This is a genomic window from Streptomyces sp. NPDC098789, assembly GCF_044759975.1.
GTDB lineage: Bacteria > Actinomycetota > Actinomycetes > Streptomycetales > Streptomycetaceae > Streptomyces.
Genome location: NZ_JBIWAJ010000010.1, coordinates 217,099 through 237,874, shown reverse-complemented (window position 1 = coordinate 237,874; position 20,776 = coordinate 217,099). Strand labels below are relative to the sequence as shown.

General features: G+C 73.1%; 17 protein-coding genes. 10 read left to right on the top strand and 7 right to left on the bottom strand.

The genetic code is table 11. The features are described from left to right. The first annotated feature begins 3 nt into the window (after positions 1-3). The 3 genes from ACIQWR_RS21645 to ACIQWR_RS21635 are packed head-to-tail and all read left to right on the top strand — an operon-like array spanning position 4 to position 4,837. Positions 4-2,628 carry a lantibiotic dehydratase gene (locus ACIQWR_RS21645; protein WP_404011858.1) on the top strand — a complete coding sequence of 875 codons (2,625 nt, stop codon included), beginning with the start codon at positions 4-6 and terminating at the stop codon, positions 2,626-2,628. Further along, on the top strand, positions 2,625-3,656 hold the full coding sequence (locus ACIQWR_RS21640) for a lantibiotic dehydratase C-terminal domain-containing protein (protein ID WP_404011855.1): 1,032 nt from the start codon (positions 2,625-2,627) through the stop codon (positions 3,654-3,656). Before ACIQWR_RS21645 ends, ACIQWR_RS21640 begins: the two co-directional genes overlap by 4 nt. Next, complete coding sequence (locus ACIQWR_RS21635) at positions 3,653-4,837, top strand: thiopeptide maturation pyridine synthase (protein ID WP_404011852.1); 1,185 nt, start codon at positions 3,653-3,655, stop codon at positions 4,835-4,837. Before ACIQWR_RS21640 ends, ACIQWR_RS21635 begins: the two co-directional genes overlap by 4 nt. Before the next feature lie 39 nt (positions 4,838-4,876). Here the strand turns inward: ACIQWR_RS21635 and ACIQWR_RS21630 are convergent, their stop codons facing one another. Next, a complete protein-coding gene (locus tag ACIQWR_RS21630; protein WP_404011850.1) occupies positions 4,877-7,720 on the bottom strand; it encodes an AAA family ATPase in 2,844 nt (947 codons plus the stop codon). A 761-nt stretch (positions 7,721-8,481) separates the two neighbouring features. Here ACIQWR_RS21630 and ACIQWR_RS21625 point away from each other — a divergent pair. The 6 genes from ACIQWR_RS21625 (at position 8,482) to ACIQWR_RS21600 (ending at position 14,117) form a co-directional block, all read left to right on the top strand. Further along, a complete protein-coding gene (locus ACIQWR_RS21625) occupies positions 8,482-9,903 on the top strand; it encodes a family 2B encapsulin nanocompartment shell protein (RefSeq protein WP_404011847.1) in 1,422 nt (473 codons plus the stop codon). Continuing rightward, complete coding sequence (locus tag ACIQWR_RS21620) at positions 9,900-11,072, top strand: Camphene synthase (protein ID WP_404011844.1); 1,173 nt, start codon at positions 9,900-9,902, stop codon at positions 11,070-11,072. The genes ACIQWR_RS21625 and ACIQWR_RS21620 overlap by 4 nt, the downstream gene beginning before the upstream one ends. Beyond that, complete coding sequence (locus ACIQWR_RS21615; protein ID WP_404011841.1) at positions 11,069-11,935, top strand: geranyl diphosphate 2-C-methyltransferase; 867 nt, start codon at positions 11,069-11,071, stop codon at positions 11,933-11,935. The genes ACIQWR_RS21620 and ACIQWR_RS21615 overlap by 4 nt, the downstream gene beginning before the upstream one ends. A gap of 77 nt (positions 11,936-12,012) precedes the next feature. Next, the gene (locus tag ACIQWR_RS21610) at positions 12,013-12,702 is read left to right on the top strand and encodes an NAD(P)H-binding protein (RefSeq protein ID WP_404011838.1); all 690 of its coding nucleotides are present in this window, start codon (positions 12,013-12,015) and stop codon (positions 12,700-12,702) included. 75 nt (positions 12,703-12,777) lie between these two features. After that, positions 12,778-13,563, top strand: a complete 786-nt coding sequence (locus ACIQWR_RS21605; RefSeq protein WP_404011835.1) for an SDR family NAD(P)-dependent oxidoreductase — start codon at positions 12,778-12,780, stop codon at positions 13,561-13,563. Positions 13,564-13,718: 155 nt separating this feature from the next. Continuing rightward, positions 13,719-14,117 (top strand): hypothetical protein, encoded by a 399-nt coding sequence (locus ACIQWR_RS21600; RefSeq protein ID WP_404011833.1) that lies wholly within the window; start codon positions 13,719-13,721, stop codon positions 14,115-14,117. Between the two features lie 236 nt (positions 14,118-14,353). Here the strand turns inward: ACIQWR_RS21600 and ACIQWR_RS21595 are convergent, their stop codons facing one another. From ACIQWR_RS21595 to ACIQWR_RS21575, 5 genes are all read right to left on the bottom strand, one after another. Further along, entirely contained in the window at positions 14,354-14,698 is a 345-nt protein-coding gene (locus ACIQWR_RS21595) for a beta/gamma crystallin domain-containing protein (protein WP_404011830.1), read from the bottom strand. A gap of 287 nt (positions 14,699-14,985) precedes the next feature. Next, a complete protein-coding gene (locus tag ACIQWR_RS21590; RefSeq protein ID WP_404011828.1) occupies positions 14,986-15,747 on the bottom strand; it encodes an isocitrate lyase/phosphoenolpyruvate mutase family protein in 762 nt (253 codons plus the stop codon). A gap of 108 nt (positions 15,748-15,855) precedes the next feature. Then, the gene (locus ACIQWR_RS21585) at positions 15,856-17,073 is read right to left on the bottom strand and encodes a spore photoproduct lyase family protein (protein WP_404011825.1); all 1,218 of its coding nucleotides are present in this window, start codon (positions 17,071-17,073) and stop codon (positions 15,856-15,858) included. A gap of 25 nt (positions 17,074-17,098) precedes the next feature. After that, positions 17,099-17,581, bottom strand: a complete 483-nt coding sequence (locus ACIQWR_RS21580) for an MSMEG_6728 family protein (RefSeq protein ID WP_404011823.1) — start codon at positions 17,579-17,581, stop codon at positions 17,099-17,101. 166 nt (positions 17,582-17,747) lie between these two features. Further along, positions 17,748-18,026 carry a GlsB/YeaQ/YmgE family stress response membrane protein gene (locus tag ACIQWR_RS21575; protein WP_404011822.1) on the bottom strand — a complete coding sequence of 93 codons (279 nt, stop codon included), beginning with the start codon at positions 18,024-18,026 and terminating at the stop codon, positions 17,748-17,750. Positions 18,027-18,374: 348 nt separating this feature from the next. Between ACIQWR_RS21575 and ACIQWR_RS21570 the strand changes: the two genes are divergently transcribed. Then, positions 18,375-19,739, top strand: coding sequence for an NAD(P)/FAD-dependent oxidoreductase (locus tag ACIQWR_RS21570; protein ID WP_404011819.1), 1,365 nt, complete (start codon positions 18,375-18,377; stop codon positions 19,737-19,739). Positions 19,740-19,757: 18 nt separating this feature from the next. Here ACIQWR_RS21570 and ACIQWR_RS21565 read toward each other — a convergent pair whose 3' ends face one another. Further along, positions 19,758-20,549, bottom strand: coding sequence for a DUF4239 domain-containing protein (locus tag ACIQWR_RS21565; RefSeq protein ID WP_404011816.1), 792 nt, complete (start codon positions 20,547-20,549; stop codon positions 19,758-19,760). Positions 20,550-20,776 lie beyond the last annotated feature (227 nt).

The following is a 20,776-nucleotide window of genomic DNA, read 5'->3' as shown; positions in this document are numbered from 1 at the left end:
CCCGTGACCGAGGACTTCTCGACGCCGGACACCTTCGGTGTCCGGATCGGTGGACTGCCCGTGTCCGTACTGGAGGACATGTGCTCGCCCGAGCTGTGGCACCGGGTGGAGGCCGTGCGCACGGCCGGAGCGCGGCTGGCGCGGACGGCGGCCGGGCTGTCGGACCGGCTGCACGAGGAGATCGGCCGGGCCGGGCCGGCCAGAGCGGTCCTGGTGGGCCTGCGGCGGGCCGTCCACAACGGCCGTCCCCTCACCGACCGGCTGTGGAATCCCGAGGTGCGGGCCGTGCTGCCGGATCCGCTGGTCGCCGAGGTGGAGGAGTGGCGGCTGCTGCGGGCCGGGCTGCCCGTCGCGCGCGCCGGGCTCGACGAACTGATCGACCACCAGGTGCGTTCCCAAGGGGCGCTGCTGCGCAAGGCGGCGGCCGATCCGGGCTTCCAGTACGGGCTCGCGCTGAGCAGTCCGGTGCTCCTCGCGGAGGTCCGCAAGTGGCTGGCGCGCCCGAACGAACCGGCTCCGGGACGGTCCCTGGCCCTGCGGCTGGTCACCTATCTCGCCCGGGTGACGAGGAAGACCAGCCCGTTCAGCACCTTCACGGTGAGCGGCCTGGGCACCTGGGACCGCGTCCCGGCGCGCCGGGCGGGTCCCGCGGTGGTGACGGTGGCCGAGGCCAACGTGTGGGTGGTCCAGCAGATCGTGCGGGCCCTGGAGGGGCATCCGGAGTTCCGGGATCGCCGTCGGTTGCGGCTCAACCCCGGCGCCGCGCTCGTCGGCGACCGTTGGGAGTTCCTGGGGCCGCAGGACGACGAGGAGCCACTGCGGTCGCTGCGCGCGACGGCCGCGGTGGACGTGTGCGTGGCCGCGGTCCGTGAGGGCCGGCCCACCCGCGGGGAGGCGGTCTCGACCATCGCCGAGCGGACCGGGAACGGCCCGGTCAAGGCGGCGGCCTATCTGGAACGGTTGGTGGAGCTGGGTCTGGTGGAGGTCGAGCGGCCCTTCCCGGACCAGTGTCCCGACCACGTCGCCGCGCTGCGCGGGCTCCTGGCCGGGGCGCACAGCCCGGATCTGGTGGCGGTCGACCGCGAGCTCGAAGCACTCGCGGAGGTGGTGGCCGGATATCCGGGGCTGACCGATCCGGCGGACCGGCCGCGGGCCGTGGAGACCGTGGACGGCTGTCTGCGGCGGATCCGGGACCTGCTCGGGCCGGACCGGCTGATGCTGCCCGCCAAGAACAGCGTCATCGAGAACGCCCTGCTGGCCCACCCCTTCCCCGGACCGGACCGGGCCACCTGGCAGCCGGTCCTGCGGGACCTCGACGCCCTGCGCCGCTGCTGGGCCGTGCTCGATCCGGCGCTGCCCGGCCGGATCGCGCTCGCCGACCTGTTCGCCGAACGGATCGCGGCCGGGGGCGCCGTACCCTTCCTGGCCTTCCACCGGATGGTCCAGGACTGGCTGCGGTCCGACCCGGAGCTGTCCGCCCTGCTCTCGGTGGGGGTGCACGGCTACCGGGCCATGCACCGCCACCGGCTGCCGCGGATACGTGAACTGGCCGCCGTGCGGGACGCCCTGTGCGAGGAGGTCGGCTCCGCCCGGCCGGACGGCGACGGGGTCGTTCGGATCGCCGCCGACCGGCTGCTCGCGGTAGCCGGTGGCGGACCCGGGTGGATGCGCGCGCCGGATTCGGTCGCCTTCTACGGCCAGCCGTTGGACGGCCCGGACGGCCCGGGGTTCGTGGTGAACGCCGTCAACTCCGGGCACGGGCGCGGCCGGGACCGGATCCGGCGGCTGCTGACCCAGGCCGGGGCCGGGGCCCTGCGGGACACGGTGGTGGAGAGCGCCGCGCCCCCGCCCGGGGTGGTGCACGCCGACACCCGCCGCCACTTCGGCAGCAACGTGGGGCTGCGCGCCTCCGCCGTGGCGCTGGAGATCGACTGCCCCGAGGGCGCGAGCGACAGCGCGGCCGACCGGCGGATCCGCCTCGGGGACCTGCTGGTGCGCCACGATCCCGGACGCGGCCTGCTGGTCCTGCACGCGCGGGGCCGCAGCGAGGAGATCCGCCCGGTCCATCCGGGGCTCGTCGCCGAGCTGTGGCTGCCGCCCGCGCTGCGCCTGTTGATGCAGAGCCTCGGCGCCACTTCCAACCTGCTGATCCCGGGGCGCCGGATGTTCGGCGATCCGTCCCTCGACGAGGTGGGCCGGGCGGGCGAGGTACTGGCCCAGCCGCGGGTCGTGGTGGGCTCCGCCACCGTGAGCCGACGGCAGTGGGTGCTGCCGCCGGGGAGCGTGCCGACCCGGGCGAAGGGCGAGGGCGATCGGGGGCTGCTGCTCCGGCTCGCCGACTGGCTGGCCGCACACGGCATTCCGCGACGCTGCTTCGTCCGCGCCCTGGACCCCCGGTCCGTGGTCAGCGGGGAGGTGTGGCGGGTCAAGTCCCGCAAGCCGGTCTACGTGGACTTCGCCAACCTGCTGCTGGTCGGGGTGCTGGAGCGGCTGCTGGCCGCCGGGCCCGAGCAGGTCGTGTTCCTCCAGGAAGCGCTGCCCGACGCCGGCCTGCTGCCGGACCACGACGGCGCCGGGCCCCGGGTGACCGAGTACATCGTCGAGATCAACGAAGGACGGACATCATGACCATGACGGACGGACCCGACACCGCCGCCCCGCTGGACCCGGCCGCCGCACGGGCCGAGGACTGGGTGTGCGCGCACGTCTTCTACGACGCCGACCAGGACGCGCTCCTGACCCGCTGTGTCCAGCCGCTGGTGGCCGGTCTGGAGCGGCGGGGCCTGGCCCGATCCCACTTCTTCCTGCGGTACTGGGAGGGCGGGCCGCACGTACGGGTGCGGCTGCTCCCCCGGAGCCGCGCCGACCGTGCCGGGATCCGCGCCGCCATGGAGGAACGGATCGGCGCCTTCCTCGCCGAGTCGCCCTCCCCCGACGTGGTCGACCGGAGCCGGTTCGCGGGCGTGGCGCGGGGGTTGGCCGGGCTGGAGGGCCGGGAGGGCCATGACGACGTGGTCCGCCCCAACAACTCCGTGGAGTTCACCCCGTACGTCCGGGAGCACGCCGACTACGGTCACGGCGCCGCCATCGCGGCGGTGGAGCGGCACTTCTGCGAGTCGAGCCGACTGGCGATGTCGGTGGTGAGCGCCGGCGCGACCATGGACCAACGGGCGCTGCTGGCCTTCGACCTGGTCGTGGGGGTGTTCGCGCTGTGCGACGAGATCCGCGACCGGTGGGCCGGGGCGGGCGGGCCTCCGGTCCCCTTCGGCAGCGGACCGGAGGCGGCCGACGTGGAGCCGCGCTTCCTGGCCCAGCGGGAGAAGCTGCGCGCCCGGGCCCTGCGGACCTGGGAGCTGGCCGCCGACCCGGTGGACAACGACCACCGGGGCTACTGGCTCTCCTCCGTGCGCCGGCTGCGCGAGGAGTTGCGGCGGCTGGAGGAGAGCGGCGGTTTCACCGCCGACTGGATCGCCTCCCCGTTGGCCGGTCCGCTGGATCTGGGCGGCACCGACCACCCGGCCACCGAGCTGGTGTTACTGCGCTGCGCCCACCTGGTGAACAACCGGCTCGGGCTGACCTTGTGGCAGGAGAACCAGCTGCGGTTCCTGGTGGGGCGGGTTCTGGCCGAGCTGCCGCAAGCTCGGGGTGCGGCGTGAGCGGGCCCGCCGGACCGTCCTGGCACAGCCTGCACGTCCACTGCCACGACGGGGCCGCGCAGCCCGCGCTGGTCCTGGGCGGGCTGCGGCCGGCCTTCGCGGAGGTCCGGCCGTGGGTGGCGGGGGCCTGGTTCGGTCGGCACTGGCTGCGGGGGCCGCACCTGCGGCTCAACTTCCGGACCGGGCAGGCGGACTGGGAGGAGCGGGTTCGGCCCGCCGTGACGGCGGTCGTCACCGGCTACCTGCGCGCCCGTCCCTCGACCGCCGAACCGGACCGGGCCGCGCTGGCCCCCGTCCACGCGCGGTTGGCGCAGCTGGAGATGGAGGACGGGCCGCTGTCGCCCTGGGAGGCGGACAACACGGTCGTGGAACGGCCTTACGACCACCGGCAGCGGGTGCTCGGCTCCCTGAAGGCCAGCGAACTGCTGGCGGACTTCCTCTCCGCCACCAACGACCTGACCTTCCGGATGTACGAGGAGCTGCGTTCCGCTCCCCTGCCCGTGCTGGCCCTGGATCTGATGTGGGCCACGGTGGCCGCCGCGTCGATCCCCTTCGAGGACGGCGGTGCGCCGATCACCAGGGGCGTGCTGTCGCTCCGTTCGCACGCGGACGCCTTCCTCTCCCGCACCGCCGACCCGGACGCCTACCGGGCCCGCTTCGAGGAGCGGTTCCTCCGACAGGAAGCGGCCCTGTGCGCGCGCCTGCGGCAGGTGGAGGCGTGCCTGGCCGCGGAGCCGGGCGGGCCGGGAGCGGACCGGCCGGCGTTCGTACGGGAATGGGCCGCGGCCGTCCGGGAGCACCAGCGCCTCGCCGGACCGCTGCTGGCCTCGGGGGAGGTGTCGATGGCGGGCGCCGCGGCGGCCCCGCGGATGCCCACCCGGCAGCTGAGCGCCTTCCACGCCCTGCTGCGCTCCGGACACGGCCACCACGACTTCGTCTCCGAAGACCTGTGGTTCTCCTCCTTCCGGCTGGTGATGAACCATCTCTACCTCCAGCTGGGCCGGCTCGGGCTGACCCCGGTGGACCGTGGGCTGCTGTGCCATCTGGCCGCGCGCGCCGTGGAGTCGGCGCACGGCACCTCGGCCACGGCCGACTTCGAGCGGTACGTGGTGGCGGCGGACGACGGCGCCGAACCGGCCTGGCGGCGACTCGGCGCCCGCTGGGCGGAGGGCACGGGCTGAGGGCACGGCGCGCGCTGAAACGGCCGGGTTCAGCCGGTGTCAGCCGGTGCCGAACACCTCGGACAGCTGGCGGCGGCCGCGGATCCCCAGCTTGCGGTAGGCGCCGGAGAGGTGGAACTCGACCGTACGGACCGCGAGGAAGAGCAGCCCCGCGATGTCCCGGTTGGTGTGCCCGTCCCGCGCCAGATGGACGATGCGCTGCTCCTGGGGGGTGAGCCCGCTCAGCCGCGGGTCGGTCCGGGGAACCGTCGGCGCATCGGCGGCCGGCGCGGCGCCGCGGCCGGGGTACCGGGCCCCGGTGGGCGCCGGCGCGATGGCGGAGCCCGGGTCCGGGCGGCCGGGCGCGACGAGTCGACCAGCGGCCTCCCGGGCGCGGCGCAGGAGCGCCCCGGCCCCGCAGGCGCGGGCGAGTTCGGCCGCGCCGACCAGTTCGGCCAGGGCGCGGTCGGTCTCGCCCCGTTCCGCGAGGGCGGTGCCCAGGTCGAAGCGGGCCAGTGAGAGTTCCAGGGCGGCCGGGGTCGGGGTGAGATGGGCGACCGCCACGTCGAGCAGCTCCGTCCGCCGGTGCCCGGTCTCGGTCAGGGCCACGGCGTGCAGCGCGGTGCCGACGCACTCCGGGGTGTCCCAGCGGCGGGCGACGGCCAGCTCGGCCTGCGCGAGCGCGGCGGCACGCGCCCGTTGGTCCTGCCGGGCGAGCAGCCGGGCGGCCCGGGAGCGCCAGGGCAGCACGGCCGGGTTTCGCACCCCCGCTTCCTCCAGCAGGCGGCCCGCCGCGAGCAGGTCGGCGGTGGCTCGCGCGGGGTCGATGTCCTCGTTCGCGGCGGCCCGCGCGATCAGCGCGTACGCGGAATCGCGGCGCCGGGGCAACGGCCCGACGTCCAGCCGGGCCTCGGCGAGCAGGGCGCGGGCCGCCTCGGGTTCCCCGCGCAGGGCCCGCACCTCGGCGAGGGCCGCCACCACGGCCACTGCCGAGGGCAACCCACCGGCAGCGGCCGGCAGCAGGTGGTCCACCACCGGGGCGAGGGTGGCCTCGGCGGCGGCGAGGTCCCCGCGGGCCCGCAGGATCCGGGCGCAGATCAGCTCCATCCGGACGTGTTCCCAGCGGCTTGGCCGGGCGCCCGCGTGCAGCCGGCCCCGGCCGCACAGGCTCCACGCCTCCGCCGTCTCGCCCGCCGCCAGCAGCGCCCCGCAGGCGTACCAGAGCAGCCCGACCGAGCAGCCGGGCACCCGTCCGGTACCGCGGGGCAGTCCCTGCCGGGCGTGCCGTACGGCGGCCGCCCGGTCCAGGCCCGCGTCGACCTCGCGGGCCGCTCGCAGCGCCGCGACCTCCCGGCCCACCAGCCCCCGGTGCGGGGAGGCGAGGACCAGGTCACCGAGCGGGTCGGTGGCCGCCTGCCAGAGCGGGCCGCGCCGGAAGCTGAACTCCTTGTGCAGGCGCAGGCGTAGCTGCCACGAGCCGGCCCCCGGGTGCCGCTCGAATCGGGCGGCCGTCTCGTCCAGGACGGACACGGCCTCATCGGCACGGCCGCATTCGGTCAGTACGGAGGCGAGGGCGAGGGTGTAGTCGGCGGCCAGGGCCGGGATCTCGCATTCCTGGCGGGCGGCGTCGAGCACCCGGGCGGCCCGCTCGGGGTCCACGAAGGCGTCGATCTCGGCGAGTTCGCGGTGCACGGCGGAGCGTTCGTGGGGGCGCAGGTGTTCGCGCAGGGCGCCGCGCAGGTGGTGGGCGGCTTCCTCCGGCCGGCCGTCCCGTTCCAGGCGGTGCGCCGCGGAGCGGAGTTGGCGCACCGCCCAGTCCTCGCCCACCGGTCCGGCGGCGATCAGGTGGCGGGCGACGGTGGTGGGGGCGGCGTGCCGGCCGCGCAGCAGGGTCGCCGCCCGCAGGTGCAGGGCGACCCGGGTACCGGCGGCTATCCGGCCCAGGACCATCGAGGCGAGCAGCGGGTGGCGGAAGGTCAGCGGGGTCCGGTTGGCGAGGACGCAGACCTCGACGAGCTCGTCGACGGCGGCGAGGGTCGCGCCGACGGGCAGTCCGGCGAGGGCCGCGCTGTCGGTGACCTCGGCGTCGGCGCCGAGCACGGCGACCGCGCGGACCAGGGCCAGGGCCGGTTCGCCCAGCCCGGCCAGCCAGCGGTCGGCGCCGGGAAGGGGGCCGGAGGCGGCGGTGGCCAGGAGCGCGGCGGCCGTGGGGGTGGTGTCCGCGTGCGGGGCTAGCAGAGCGTGCAGCAGGGCGGGGTTGCCACCGGTGAGCTCGGCGCAGACGGCGGTGGTGCGGGGGCCGAGAACGATCCGACATCGTTCGGCGGCCCGGGGCAGGGCGTGCGGCGGGAGTCCTCGTAACTCGACGAGGTCGGCGCCGGCGAGGAGGGCGACGGCGGGGGATGTGGCGGCGCCGCGGGCGGGGGCGGTGACCGCCCCGGAGCCGGTGCCGGGCAGTGCGGCGGTCACGACGATCAACAGGGGTGCGGGCGGCGGCGTGCGGGACAGGTCGCGCAGCCAGCGCAGGGAGCCGGGGTCCAGACGGTCCAGGTCGTCCACGCACAGCAGGAGCGGAGCGTCACCGCGCACGCGGGTCGCCTCCAGTCGGTGCCGGATCTCGTCGGCGCCGACCGGGCCGGTCGGCGCCGCGGCTCCGAGCAGGGCGAGGAGCCGGTCGGCCGAGGCATAGGGGCGGTCCGCGGACCCGGTCGCACGGACCGAGGCGACCCGGAACCCACCGGCCGCCGCCCCTGCGGCGAACGTCTCCAGCAGCGCCGATTTGCCCGAGCCCGGTTCTCCCCGGACCACCACCACGGCCGGACCGAGACCGGTGCGGGCCCGTTCGAGAGCGGCACCGAGCCGGGCCGTCTCCGTACTGCGGCCGATCTCCCCGCGCACTGCCATGTACCCCTCCTGGCCACGATCGACGAGCTGTCGCGGTTCCCCGAGAGAACCAGCGAGCCGGTCCCAGACTACGAGGCGGCCGCTCGGCGGTGACCCCGGTCCGTGACCGGAAAGAGCCGCCCGGTCACCGTGAGGAGGCGCCCCGGCCGCGGTGGGACGTCGTCCGCCGCAGGGCCCGCGACCGCGCCCGCGATTCCGCTTCGGACCCGGGTGCGGCCCGCCCCCGCCCACGTCCCACCGGGCCGGGGGCCGATCGGCCCGAGGCCCGGCCGCCGCCCCCACGGCCCCCGGACCGCCGGTGTCCCCGCGGGCGGGCCCGGCGTTCCGGCCCGGAATCCGAGGCCGTCATTTGGACCGAAACACCCCCTTGGCGCGCATCTCTGACACAACCCGAGCGAAGCCGCGGGGCATTGCGTCGCAGACCGCCACAGATGCCTTCGGGCGCTGGCGCCTGATCCGGGCCAGCGCGCCCCCGAGTGGGCGGAGTTCGGATGCCCGGCCGTCTCGCCCCGGGCCATTGCAGAATCGTTTCCCCTCTTCGTGTGACTGGGCTCCGGGGTGAGTCGTGGTCAGGGCGCGGAGGATGCGGGCCGCCCGAACGGCGCATGCCGTGTTGCCGGTTGAGATGGCTTGCCCTGGACTGGTGGTCATGAGGCCGACCCGCAGCAGCGGAGTCGCCCCAGGCACCCCGTACGGCCGCGGGACCTGTCCATCGGGCTCCGTCCGCCGCATCCCCCTTGTTCCGATGAAGGGAGTCAGCCGTGCCCGCATCCATATCCCGGCTGGAAGAACCACCGGTCGAACCGACGGCGACGGGCAGCGACGCCGCCCGGAACCTCGCCCACACGGCCAAGTCCGTTCCCCAGATGCAGGGGATCTCCTCACGATGGCTGCTGCGCGTCCTGCCCTGGGTGGACGTCCCCGGCGGTACCTACCGGGTCAACCGGCGTCTGGCCTTCACGCTCGGCGACGGCCGCGTGGCGTTCGACACCGCCGGTGCCCGCACCCGGGTGCTGTCCCGGACCCTGCGTCAGATCCCGCTCCTGCGGGACCTCGCCGACGATGCGCTGCTCGACACCGTGGCCGGTGCCTTCGAGCAACGGCAGGTCGAGCCGGGAACCGTGCTCGCCCGTGCCGCCGAGAAGACCGATCGGCTCGTGCTCGTCGCTCGCGGGAAGGTGGACCGTTTCACCGCCGGCGCGTACACGGAGTCGGTCTCGCACGGAATCCTCGCCGAGGGGTCCTACTTCGGCGATGCGTGTCTGGCCGGGAAGAGCACCTGGGAGTACACCTACCGGGCGGTGACCGCCTGCACGGTGCTGGTCCTCCCGCGCAAGGAGTTCAAGAGGATCCGCTCCGCCGCGCCTCAACTCGCCGCGAACATCGCCGACTACGCCGCCCGCTCCCGGCCGGCGATGTCGCGCCGGGGCGAGGCGGACATCGCGATCGCCTCGGGGCACGACGGCGAAGCCCACCTGCCCGCCACGTTCGTCGACTACGAGGTCTCGCCGCGCGAGTACCCGCTCAGCGTCGCCCAGACCGTGTTGCGGATCAACACCCGCGTCGGGGACCTCTACAACGGCCCCCAGGACCAGACGGAGCAGCAACTGCGGCTGACGATCGAGGCCCTGCGCGAACGGCAGGAGCACGAGATGGTCAACCACCCCGACTTCGGGCTGCTGAACAACGTCGACGCGCAGCAGCGGATCTCGACCCGGCACGGGCCGCCGACGCCGGACGATCTGGACGAGCTGGTCTCGATGCGCCGGCAGACGAAGTTCCTCCTGGCGCACCGGCGGACGATCGCCGCGTTCGCCCGCGAGTGCACCCGCGCCGGGATCTGCCCCACGGGCACGGAGTTCAACGGGCACCACGTGCTGGCCTGGCGGGGCATCCCGTTCCTGCCCTGCAACAAGATCCCCATCTCGGGCGATCTGACCAGCTCGGTGATCGCGCTGCGCACGGGCGAGGAAGCCGGCGGGGTGATCGGCCTCTACCAGAGGGGCATCGCCGACGAGTACGAACCGGGCCTGTCGGTGCGGTTCATGGGCATCGACGACCGCGCGGTGCTCTCGTACCTGGTCAGCAACTACTACTCGGTGGTTCCGCTGCTGCCCAGCGCGTTCGGTGTCCTGGAGAACGTCGAGGTCGGCCACTACAACAAGCCCCCGGAGCTGGCGTGAGCCCGCTGCCCGGGCCCACCGGGACCGGCACGTCGGCCGCCCGCCGGTTCGCCGGGCCGCCGACGGCCACCGTACGGTGGACCGCTGCCCGCTGGCCGGGGCCGGGGCCGGCAGCAGAGGCCGTGGTGGGCGGAGTGCGGCTGGACTGTCCGCCTCCGCGCCGCGACGATCCCTTGCTGGCCGCCCGTCTCGACGAGCGCCTCCTGGCGTGGGCCGAGGAGATCGGCCTCTACCACGGGCGCCTGGAGCGGGTCCGTGATGCGGGCTTCGGGCGGCTGGCCGCGCTCTGCTACCCGGGCGTCGAGACCGAGGACCTGCTGATGGTGCCGGCGCGCTGCACGCTCGCCATCTGGGCCATGGACGACCACTACTGCGACGACCCGTCCCTGGGCGCGACCCCCGGCCTGTTGGGATCCCGGCTGGCGGCCGCCTCCGCGGTCCTGGGCAGGGTCCACCTGCCCGACCGGTACGAGAGCGCCTTCACCGCGGCCACCCGCGAGGACCCCGCGCTCGAAGGGCTCCGGTCCGCCGTCGGCCACCTGCGGCGCATCACCGCGCCCGACCAGTTGGAGCGGACCCTGCACACCCTGCGGACCCTGTTCTCCGCTCTCGCCCAGGAAGCCACCTGGCGTGCCACCGGTCACCGACCGCGGGTGTGGGAGTACCTGGTCAACCGGCAGGCCAACAGCTTCCTTCCCTGCATGACCGTCCTCGACGCCCTGGGCGGCTACCGGCTGCCCGCCGACGTCTGGGCCCATCCCGGCGTACTCGACGCGGCCGGGACCGCGGCCCTGGCCGCCTGCATCGCCAACGACATCTACTCGGCCCCCGTCGAAGAGCACACCTTCGACGGAGACTTCAACCTCCCCCGAGCCGTCCGCGAAGAACAACGCTGCACGCCCCAGGAGGCGCTGCGAATCAGCGCGGGCCTTCACAACGAGCTCATGAACCGCTTCCACCAGCAGCGGGAGCACCTCGCCCACCTCGGCGGAAGCGAACTGCGGCGGTTCCTCGACGGCGTACTCGACTGGTGCGCCGGCAGCCTCGCCTGGCACCGGACCGCAGCCCGCTACCACCAGCACTCCGCCCGACCCGACCACCAGACCGACCACCAGCCCGCCCTCCAGCCCGCCTTCCAGCCCTCCCTCCAGGACAAGGACCGCACATGACCGCCGCCCCCCACACCGCCCGCACCGTGCTGCGCACCGACTACCAGCGGGCCATCGCCGCCTACTGGGACAACACCCACACCGGCGACGAGGTCAACGTCCTCCTCGGCGACGTCGACGAGCTCTACCACCACCACTACGGCATCGGCGACTACGACCCCGCCGTCCTGCGCGCCGAAGGAGCCGACCGCGAGGAGCGTCTCGTGCGCGAGCTCGACCGGCTGGAGAGCGCGCAAGCCGACCTCCTCCTCGACCACCTCGGTCCGATCGCCCCCGAACACCGGCTGCTGGACGCCGGATCGGGCCGTGGCGGTACCTCCTTCATGGCCCACGAGCGGTTCGGCTGCGGTGTCGACGGCGTGTCGATCTCCCAGTACCAGGTCGACTTCGCGAACGGCCAGGCCCGGGAGCACGGCGTCGACGACCACGTCCGCTTCCACTTCCGGAACATGCTCGACACCGGCCTCGAAAGCGGCTCCCGACAGGCCGTGTGGACCAACGAGACCACCATGTACGTCGACCTCGACCAGGCCTTCGCCGAGTTCGCACGCGCCCTGGCCCCCGGCGGACGCTACGTCTGCATCACCGGCTGCTCCAACGACCTCACCGGCGGGCGCTCCAAAGCCGTCAGTCACATCGACACCCACTACACCTGCAACATCCACCCGCGCAGCGCCTACTTCGACGCCCTCGCCGCCAACGGCCTCACCCCCATCACCGTCACCGACCTCACCCCCCAGGCCATCCCCTACTGGGAACTGCGCGCTCGATCCCACCTCGCCACCGGCATCGAGGAAGCCTTCCTGACGGCCTACAAGGAAGGCAGCTTCCACTACCTCCTCATCGCGGCGGACCGCGTCTGACACCGGCGGACCCACACCCGTGTGGCATCCTGCGCAGACACCGGCGGGCCGGCCGTCGGCAGCGGAAAGGATCTCCCGTGACCCGTAGCGCGCTCCTGGTCGGAGCCACCGGACTGGTCGGCGGACAACTGCTGGCGCGGCTGCTGCACGATCCGCTGTATACGCGCGTCACCGTGCTGGCCCGGCGCCCGATCGCCCTCGAACACCCGCGGCTGGACACCCGGGTGGTGGACTTCGCCGCGCTCGGGGCCGACGACCTGGCCCTCGGGCCCGGTGGGGCCGACGTGTACGGCGCGCTGGGGACCACCATCCGGCAGGCAGGCTCGCAAGAGGCCTTCCGCGAGGTGGACCAGCACCACACCGTGCGGGTGGCCGGGCTGGCCCGGGAGGCGGGCGCCGAGCGGATCGCGGTGGTCTCCTCGGTCGGCGCGGGCTCCGGCGCCCGGGCCTTCTACCTGCGGGTCAAGGGGGACATGGAAGCGGAGGTGACGGCGCTCGGCTACCCGCAGACCGAGTTCTTCCGGCCCTCCTTCATCCTCGGGCGCCGGCCCGCGCACCGCCGGGGCGAGGGGCTCGGCAGCGGGGCCGCGAGCGCGCTGGCCCCGCTGCTGGTGGGGCCCGCCCGCCCCTACCGGCCGGTGCCCGCGGGCCGGCTCGCCGCGGCGATGATCGCCGCACTGGCGGAGGACCGGCCCGGGCTCCGGGTCCGTACCCACGACGACTTCCTGGCCCTCGCCCCGGCACGGGCCACCGACGGCCAGGCGTAACCGGTACGGTCTCCAGCTCGTTGGGGAGGCCGGTGGCGGGGTAGGGCCCTGCCCCGCGAACGGAGGCGGTGCGGCGTGCAGACTGGCGGACTCGTCGAACTGACCGGCAGGTCGTGCCTGGTCACGGGCGCTGCCAGCGGGATCGGACGGGCCACCGCGGCCCTCTTCGCCCGGCTCGGGGCCCGGGTGACCGCCGCTGACCTGGACACCGCGGGGCTCAACGCGCTGCGGCGCGACTGCGCCGACCGGGGCGACGCGTACGAGGTGACCGTGGTGACCGGGGACGTGTCCCGGCCCGCGGACGCCGAGCGGATGACCGACACCGCGGTGACCGCGGGCGGCGGGCTGGACGTGCTCGTCGCCAACGCGGGGATCCTGCCGCTGTCGGACGTCTTGGAAACCAGCGCGGAGGACTGGGACCGGGTGATGGCCGTCGACGGCCGCGGGATGTTCCTCTGCTGCAAGTACGCCATCGCGCAGATGGCCGGGCAGGAGACCGGCGGGTCCGTCGTCTGCGTCTCCTCGATCTCCGGGCTGGCCGGCCAGGCCCGCCAGGCCGCCTACGGGCCCGCCAAGTTCGTCGCTTCCGGGCTCACCAAGCACCTCGCGGTCGAGTGGGCCGGGCGCCGCATCAGGGTCAACGCGGTGGCTCCCGGCACCATCCGCACCGAGCGCGTCCGGCGCCTCGCGGACGAGCCGGGCGGCCCCGAGTACGTCGACCGCATCACGGCCCTCCACCCGCTCGGTCGGCTCGGCGAGCCCGCGGAAGTGGCCCGGGCCATCGCCTTCCTGGCCTCCGACGCCGCCTCCTTCATCACCGGCACCGTCCTCCCCGTCGACGGCGGCTACCTGGCCCAGTAGGCCGGGCCGGGGGTGTCAGGCGCGGTGCTGGTTGCCTGGTTCGGTGCCGGTTACGGTGCCCGGAAGTCGGGATCCCCGTCACAAAAGCGCCGCATCGCAGTCGGCGTGCGGAGCGGCGGGTGTGTACTGGGGGCGGGCCGCGTCGAGGGGGAAGCATGCCGCGCACACCGGATCCAGGGGCACCCGAATCGGAGCACGAGGAGGAGCCGTGGCTGAGCAGCCACGAAGTCGCCGCACTGTGGCCGATCCGTACGGACTGGTTGCCCGGTACCGCCGGTCGTGCGGACGTCCGCACCCGTCGGTACGGCGGGGAGAGCCGGGGCACGTACGGGGCGGCGCCGACGTACTACGACTACCATCCCGGGGATGTCCGGCGGGCCGCGGCGGCCATCACCGAGGGTCGGGTCGACATCCCGTCGGTCTGGCGCACCGACACTCCTGAAGGCCGCCGAGCGGAATTCTGGAGCATCTTCCGGTTCCGTCTCACCTGCGGCGTCGTCCTCGCCCTGGTCCTCCTCGTCCTCGGGTTGGTCGTCCACGAGATCGCGTTCTGAACTCCATCGGCGAGGGCCCGAACTCGTGGAGTTCGGGTCCCTCTTCACCTGTGGGACCGGCCGGGTCTTTGCCCGGGTGCCGGTCGTGAGCAACTGCGACGTCGCACGGGGAGCGGCGGCCCGGGCAGGACTCCCCCGCAGGCCGCGGAGCTAGGGCCGGGGGGCGGCACCCGGACCTGCGGGGGAATCCCGACGAGGGCCTCAAGCCTCAGGGCTCAGAGCTCAGGGCTCAGGGCTCAGAGGATCTCGATGGAGTTGACCTTGGGCGGGCGGTTCGGGAACGTGATCTCGGTCCAGCGGTTGATCCGCACGGAATCGCCGTTGGCGTCGTAGTAGATGAGGTCGTTGTTACCGGTGGAGATCTTGTCGACCCACCAGCCTCCGAAGTCGGTCCGGCCCTTGTTCGCATAGCAGTCCACGCTGTCGGAGCCGCCGCTGTGGGACCAGATCTTCAGGAAGCTCTCGCCGCCGCGGCACTCGACGTGGTCGATGGCGTAGGCGTTGCCGGGGATGGTCAGGGTGAACGACGCTGCCGCGACGAATGCCACGGCGGCCGACCGGAGGAACCTCTTCGTATGCATGCGCACGCACTCTCCTTGCAAGGAAAACGAGCGACTGAGGCACCCGCGAGAACTTCGCGGGTGCACATCAAGACTCCTGTGCAATGGGTGCGCCATGCAATCAAGTCAGCTGCGCACGGCTGGATTTGGCGCCAAGATGTCCCGTTTTAGGCATCCGAGTCGGAGATGAAACGTTTAAGCCAGGATGCAGCTCATTGTCGATCGGTCACGCTTCAGGCCGTGCGCACACGCCCGCTCCCGGCCGCGAACACCCGGCGATCCGGACCGTCTCCCCCGTACCGGGTCGGCTACGGCGCCCAGGGCCCGAGTGCGGCCTTCATCGCGTCCGTCATCGCGAGTTGCAGCAGCGGGCCGTAGGTGATCCGGCCGACGCCGAGGCGGCGGAAGCGTTCGAGGTCGTGCTTGACGGGGTGGGCCGTGGAGTTCACGGGAATGCCGACGGCGTCGATCACGGCCCTGAGCAGGTCGTCGTCGTCCTGGATCCGGACCGGGTAGACGCTGTCGGCTCCGGCCTGCTCCAGGGACCGCAGTCGCTCGATCGCCTCGTCCAGGACGGCGGAGGGATCGTCCGCGTGCAGGAAGAGGTCCGTGCGCCCGTTGATCCAGACGGGGACCCCGGCGTCGTCGGCCGCCGCGCGCAGGCCGGCGACGTAGCGCGCGTGTTCCTGCGTGCTGCGCAGCCGTCCCCCGTCCGAATGGACGGTGTCCTCGACGTTGAGGCCGACACCGCCGGCCTCGATGAGTCCGGCGACGAGGTCCGCGGGCTCCTGTCCGTACCCGGACTCCAGGTCCACGGACACGGGGACGTCGACCGCGGCGATGATCGGCCTGACGGCGGCGAGGACCTCCTCGAAGGTCTGCCCCTCGTGGTCTTCGGCCCCTCGGGACTCGGCGAGCGGATGACTGCCGACCGTCAGCGCCGGAAACCCGGCCCCGACCGCCGTACGCGCCGACCAGACGTCCCACACGGTCGGCAACACGAGCGGCTTGTGCGCGCCGTGGAGGTACTTGAGGCGTTGAGCGCGCTGGGCGGTGGTGCGGAGGTCCATGCCCAGCACGTTACCCCCGGAACGGCCCGGACGGCGGGCGGGCGTGCGTGCGTGCGGACTCGCAGGCGGACAGGCAGACAGGCGTACCGGCGTACCGGCGTACCGGCGTCAGAAGGCGTAGCGGATCCTCAGCCACGGGGCGTGGGTGGCGACGAGCGCGCGCAGCTTCTCGACGGCTACGGACTTCACCCCGCCCTGGTAGCGGACGTTCCAGCTGCCGTTCTGCGAGCGCTTGGGCTCCTGGAGATCGGGTCGCCACAGGGCGTCCTCGGCGCGCGGGTGCCAGCCGAGGTTGAGTTCGTGCAGGTCCTCGTTGTGCGTCAGCATGATCACTTCCGCCGCGGCCTGGTCCTTGACCGGCGCCGGCAACACATCGTCCATGTGGCGCAGCAGCTCGGCCCAATCCGTCTCCCAGCCCGGTCGCAGTACGACGGGTGAGAGGTTGAAGTGGACCTCGTACCCCGCCTCCAGGAAGTCTCCGGCTGCGGCGATGCGGCTCTCCACGGGGCTGGTCCGGACGTCCAGCAGCTTGGAGTCGGCCTGCGGCATCAGGGAGAACCGGACGCGGGTCCGGCCGCGCGGGTCGAGCAGGAGGAGGTCCGGGTTGACGAACTTGGTGGCGAAGGAGGCCTTGGCGGAGGGCCACCGGGCGAAGGCCCGGATGGTGTCGCTGACGTTGTCGCTGATCAGGGCGTCGACGGAGCAGTCGCTGTTCTCCCCCACGTCGTAGACCCACGCGGTCGGATCGCACTGGTTGGCCTCCGTCTTGGGGCCGAGGCGCGCGACGTGCCGCGAGATGTGGGCGATGATCCGGTCGCTGTTGGTGAAGACCGTGATCGGGTTGGCGTACCCCTTGCGGCGCGGGACGTAGCAGTAGGCGCAGGCCATCGCGCAGCCGTTGGCGGCGCCCGGGGCGATCCAGTCCGCCGAGCGTCCGTTGGGGCGGGTCGTCAGCGTCTTCTTCTCCCCCAGGACCAGGACCTCGCTCTTGATCCGGACCCAGCGGTCGACGTTCCCCGCGTTGCCGTGGAGGTCCGGGATGCCCCAGTGCGAGTCCACGGGGACGATCTCGGCGTCCGGGAAGCGGGCGAGGACCTGCCTGCCGCGCGGGGAGGCCGCGGCGGCGGGCTCGGCGCGGATCTCGCGCACCGCGAGCAGGCGTCGGGCGGCCGGGGTGTCACGGAAGAGCGGACCGGTGACGGCCGGGGGAAGACCTTCCTGCCCCATGTCGAGGTCGTCGAGGGCAAACAGCGCGTCCGGGTCACCGTCGGCCGGACGGCCCCGGTGCGGCGGTGCTCCCTCGTGTCGCTCCTGGCCCCTACCCATGTGCGGCTCCTGCGGGATCTCGGCTTCAGGCATCCTGGATGCCCTCGTCGCGGTCGGATGCCGGCCAAACGTACGGCAGGTCGTCCGGCACCCCCGGGAAGTGCCCGACGTAGAAGTCCGGGTCCTTGCGCACCAGCGCCGACTGGTGGCTGCGGTGGAAGTCCGGTGAGCCGAGCCAGGGCGGCAGGTCGCCGTCCGATTCCAGTTCGTCCTGCGTCCTCGGCGCACCACCCGGTAGCCATCCGCGGAAGTCCTGGACGAGCGTGACGGCGCAGGTGTCACGGCGTCCCTCGGCCGTCCAGACCGAGCACACGTCCAGTCCGTAGCGCACGAGAGCCTCCTCGTAGCCCGCCCACATCCGTACGGCCGGGTGTCGGCGCCAGCCGTACCCCGGCACGATCAGACCGCGCAGCACCTGAACGGCTTCGACCCGCTGCTTCCCGAGCCTGCGCCCGTCGAGCACGGCTGCCGTGTCCCGGAACGATGCGAACGGAAGGAACGTCTGCACGGCGCTCTCCTCACCTCATACGACAGACTCTCAGCCCGGTCGGCCCATCGCCCGGTTCGGCGGCGGTGCGAGAGGACGGTCGCCGGCCGGTCGGGCGGGAACGACGGAGCGGCTCTCCCTCTAACGGGGAGAGCCGCTTCCGGGTACTGCCGTCCGGGCGCACCTGTCAGGCGTGCCGGTGGGAGTGCCGACCGCCGGTCACGAGGCGGTACAGCGCCAGGAGGATGACGGAGCCGACGATGGCAGCGATCCAAGTGGAGAGGTCGAAGAAGCCGTCGATCGAGTCGACGCCGAGGATGACCTTGCCGAGCCAACCACCGAGCAGGCCGCCGGCGATGCCGATGAGCATGGTGATGATGATGCCGCCCGGGTCCTTGCCCGGCATGATCGCCTTCGCGATGATGCCGGCGAGCAGACCGATGACGATCCAGGCGATGATGCCCATGGTGGGTCTCCTACCTCGTGATGTGTGGTCGGTGTCAACACCGCGTCTGCACCGTCTGAACGTTTCCAAACCCCCTGCGGACGTCGTCGCGTCCATCTCGGCGGTGGAGGGTGCCGGGAAGGTGCCGGGAAGGTGCCGGCAGCGGACGCCCCCGTCGAAGTGGCCGCCGCGCCCAGTGCGCCACGGCTGCACCGGGCGCGGGGCGGTCGCCGTCGCCGTCGCCGTCGCCGTCCCCGTCCCCGTCCCCGTCCCGGGAGATTCCTGCGGCCCCGCAGGTGCACACCGCCGCGAACGGGGCAGGCGCGTCACCGACCTGGTGGACCTCAGAACCTCAGAAAGGACGACACCGTGGCGCGACCGAGGATCCTCGTGGTGGGTGCGGGCTTCGCAGGCGTGGAATGCGTACGCCGTCTGGAGCGCAGTCTGTCCCCCGGCGAGGCCGACATCTGCGTGGTCACTCCGCACTCCTACCAGCTGTACCTGCCCCTCCTCCCCCAGGTGGCCTCCGGGGTCCTGACCCCGCAGTCCATCGCCGTGTCCCTGCGCCGCAGCAGCCGCCACCGCACGCACATCGTTCCCGGCACGGCGATCGGCGTGGACACCGCGGCCAAGGTCGTCATCGTCCGCAAGATCACCGGCGAGGTGATCGACCGGCCGTACGACCACCTCGTACTGGCACCCGGCAGCGTCACCCGCACCTTCGACATTCCGGGGCTGCTGGACCACGCGCGGGGCATGAAGACGCTCGCCGAGGCCGCGTACCTGCGGGACCACGTCATCGCCCAGCTCGATCTCGCGGACGCCAGCCAGGACGAGGACGAGAGGGCGGCCCGGCTGTGCTTCGTCGTGGTCGGAGGTGGATACGCGGGCACCGAGACGGCCGCCTGCCTCCAGCGGCTGACGGACCACGCGGTGAAGCGGTACCCGCGGCTGGACGCCCGGCAGATCAGCTGGCACCTGCTGGACATGGCGCCCAAGCTGATGCCCGAGCTGGGCGATTCCCTGGGCCGCGCGGCGCTGGAGATCATGCGGCGGCGCGGCATCCGTGTCTCGCTGGGGGTCAGCGTCGCCAAGGCGGGGCCCGCGGAAGTGACGCTCACCGACGGGCGGATCCTGGCGACCAGGACGCTGATCTGGACGGCCGGCGTCGCGGCGAGCCCGCTGATCGGGACCATGGATGCGCAGACGGAGAAGGGCCGGCTGGTGGTGACACCGCAGATGACGGTGCCACAGGCGGCCGGAGTGTTCGCTCTGGGAGACGCCGCCGCCGTTCCGGACCTGGCCAAGGGCGGGACCGGGGCGATCTGCCCGCCGACCGCTCAGCACGCGCTGCGCCAAGGACGCGTCCTGGCCGACAACCTGGTCGCCTCGCTGCGCGGGCGGCCGCTGCGGTCGTACGTCCACAAGGACCTCGGCCTGGTCGTGGACCTCGGGGGCACCGACGCCGTGTCCAAGCCCCTGGGCGTCCCACTGCGCGGCCTGCCGGCCCAGGCGGTGGCCCGGGGGTACCACTGGTCGGCGCTGCGCACGAACGTGGCCAGGACCCGGGTGATGACCAACTGGCTGCTGAACGCGGTGGCCGGCGACGACTTCGTCCGCACCGGCTTCCAGTCCGCGCGGCCGCCCGCGCTGCGGGAGTTCGAGGACACCGACATGTACTTGACGCCGGCGCAGGTCCGCGAGCACACGCGGAGCCTGCTGGCCGCCGGTTGACCGGAGCACGCCTTCGGGTCAGGGCGTCCAGTACTGGGCGAGGGCTCCTTCGCGGTAGGGGTCCGGGCTGACGCTGAGGTCGCCGGAGAAGGGGCGGTCCAGGACGAACACCAACAACAGGCTGAAGCCGATCAACCCGGATACCGAAGCGATGAACATGATCTGCACCCGCAGCTTGCGCAGACCGTAGAGGAACGTGAGCGGCACCAGGACGATCGCACCGCCGAAGGCCAAAGCCTGGAGCAACGGGGGCAGTTCCTGGCGGGCCATGGTCAGGCGGGCGCGCCGCTGGGAGGCGACGTCGTTGAGGTGGTCGACGGCTTGTTCGTAGAAGACGCGCTCCGTCTGGCTCTTCGGATCGTAGGCCTGGAGCACCCGGAAGGCGGATTGCAGGTGCACCTCCGTGGCTCCGTAACTGGGTCGTCCCGCGCGCATCAGGGGCCACTGGTCCTCGACGACCGCATGGACGTATCCGCTGATGGCCGCATCGAGACCGGCACGCACCGGCGCCGGGAAGGCGGCTGCGTCCCGGGTGATGAGCGCCGCGTCGGTGGCCTCGGAGGCGACGATGGTCTGGGTGTCCTCCAACTGCGTCCACAGGGTGACGATGACGAAGGCGAGGATGATCCCGTAGATCGCGCCGAACATGCCCAGCGTCACACCGACCATGTCGTTGTGCTCTCCTCGGGCCAACGACGGATACCTGCGACGCAGCAGCAAGCTGCCGGCGACGGCCAGGAGAACGGTTCCTCCGACGGCGACGGCGGCCAGGGTGAACGTACTGAAATGGTTGAGAAGCCAGAGCGACATGAGCGCCGAGTTTAGGTGCGCGGACCGACCGGTTGCAGCACCATGCCCCCTCGCACCACTCGTACGGGGCACCGGATCGAACGGAGTGATCAGGCGCCGCCAGGCCGTGACTTCGGGTGGGGGGCCACGCAAGGAACGTACAAGACCGCGCGCGGGCGCGGCCGGCAGTCTCGGGCCATGAGCAACGAGGCGATCAACGAATCGGTCGACGACCACGGGAACAGCGG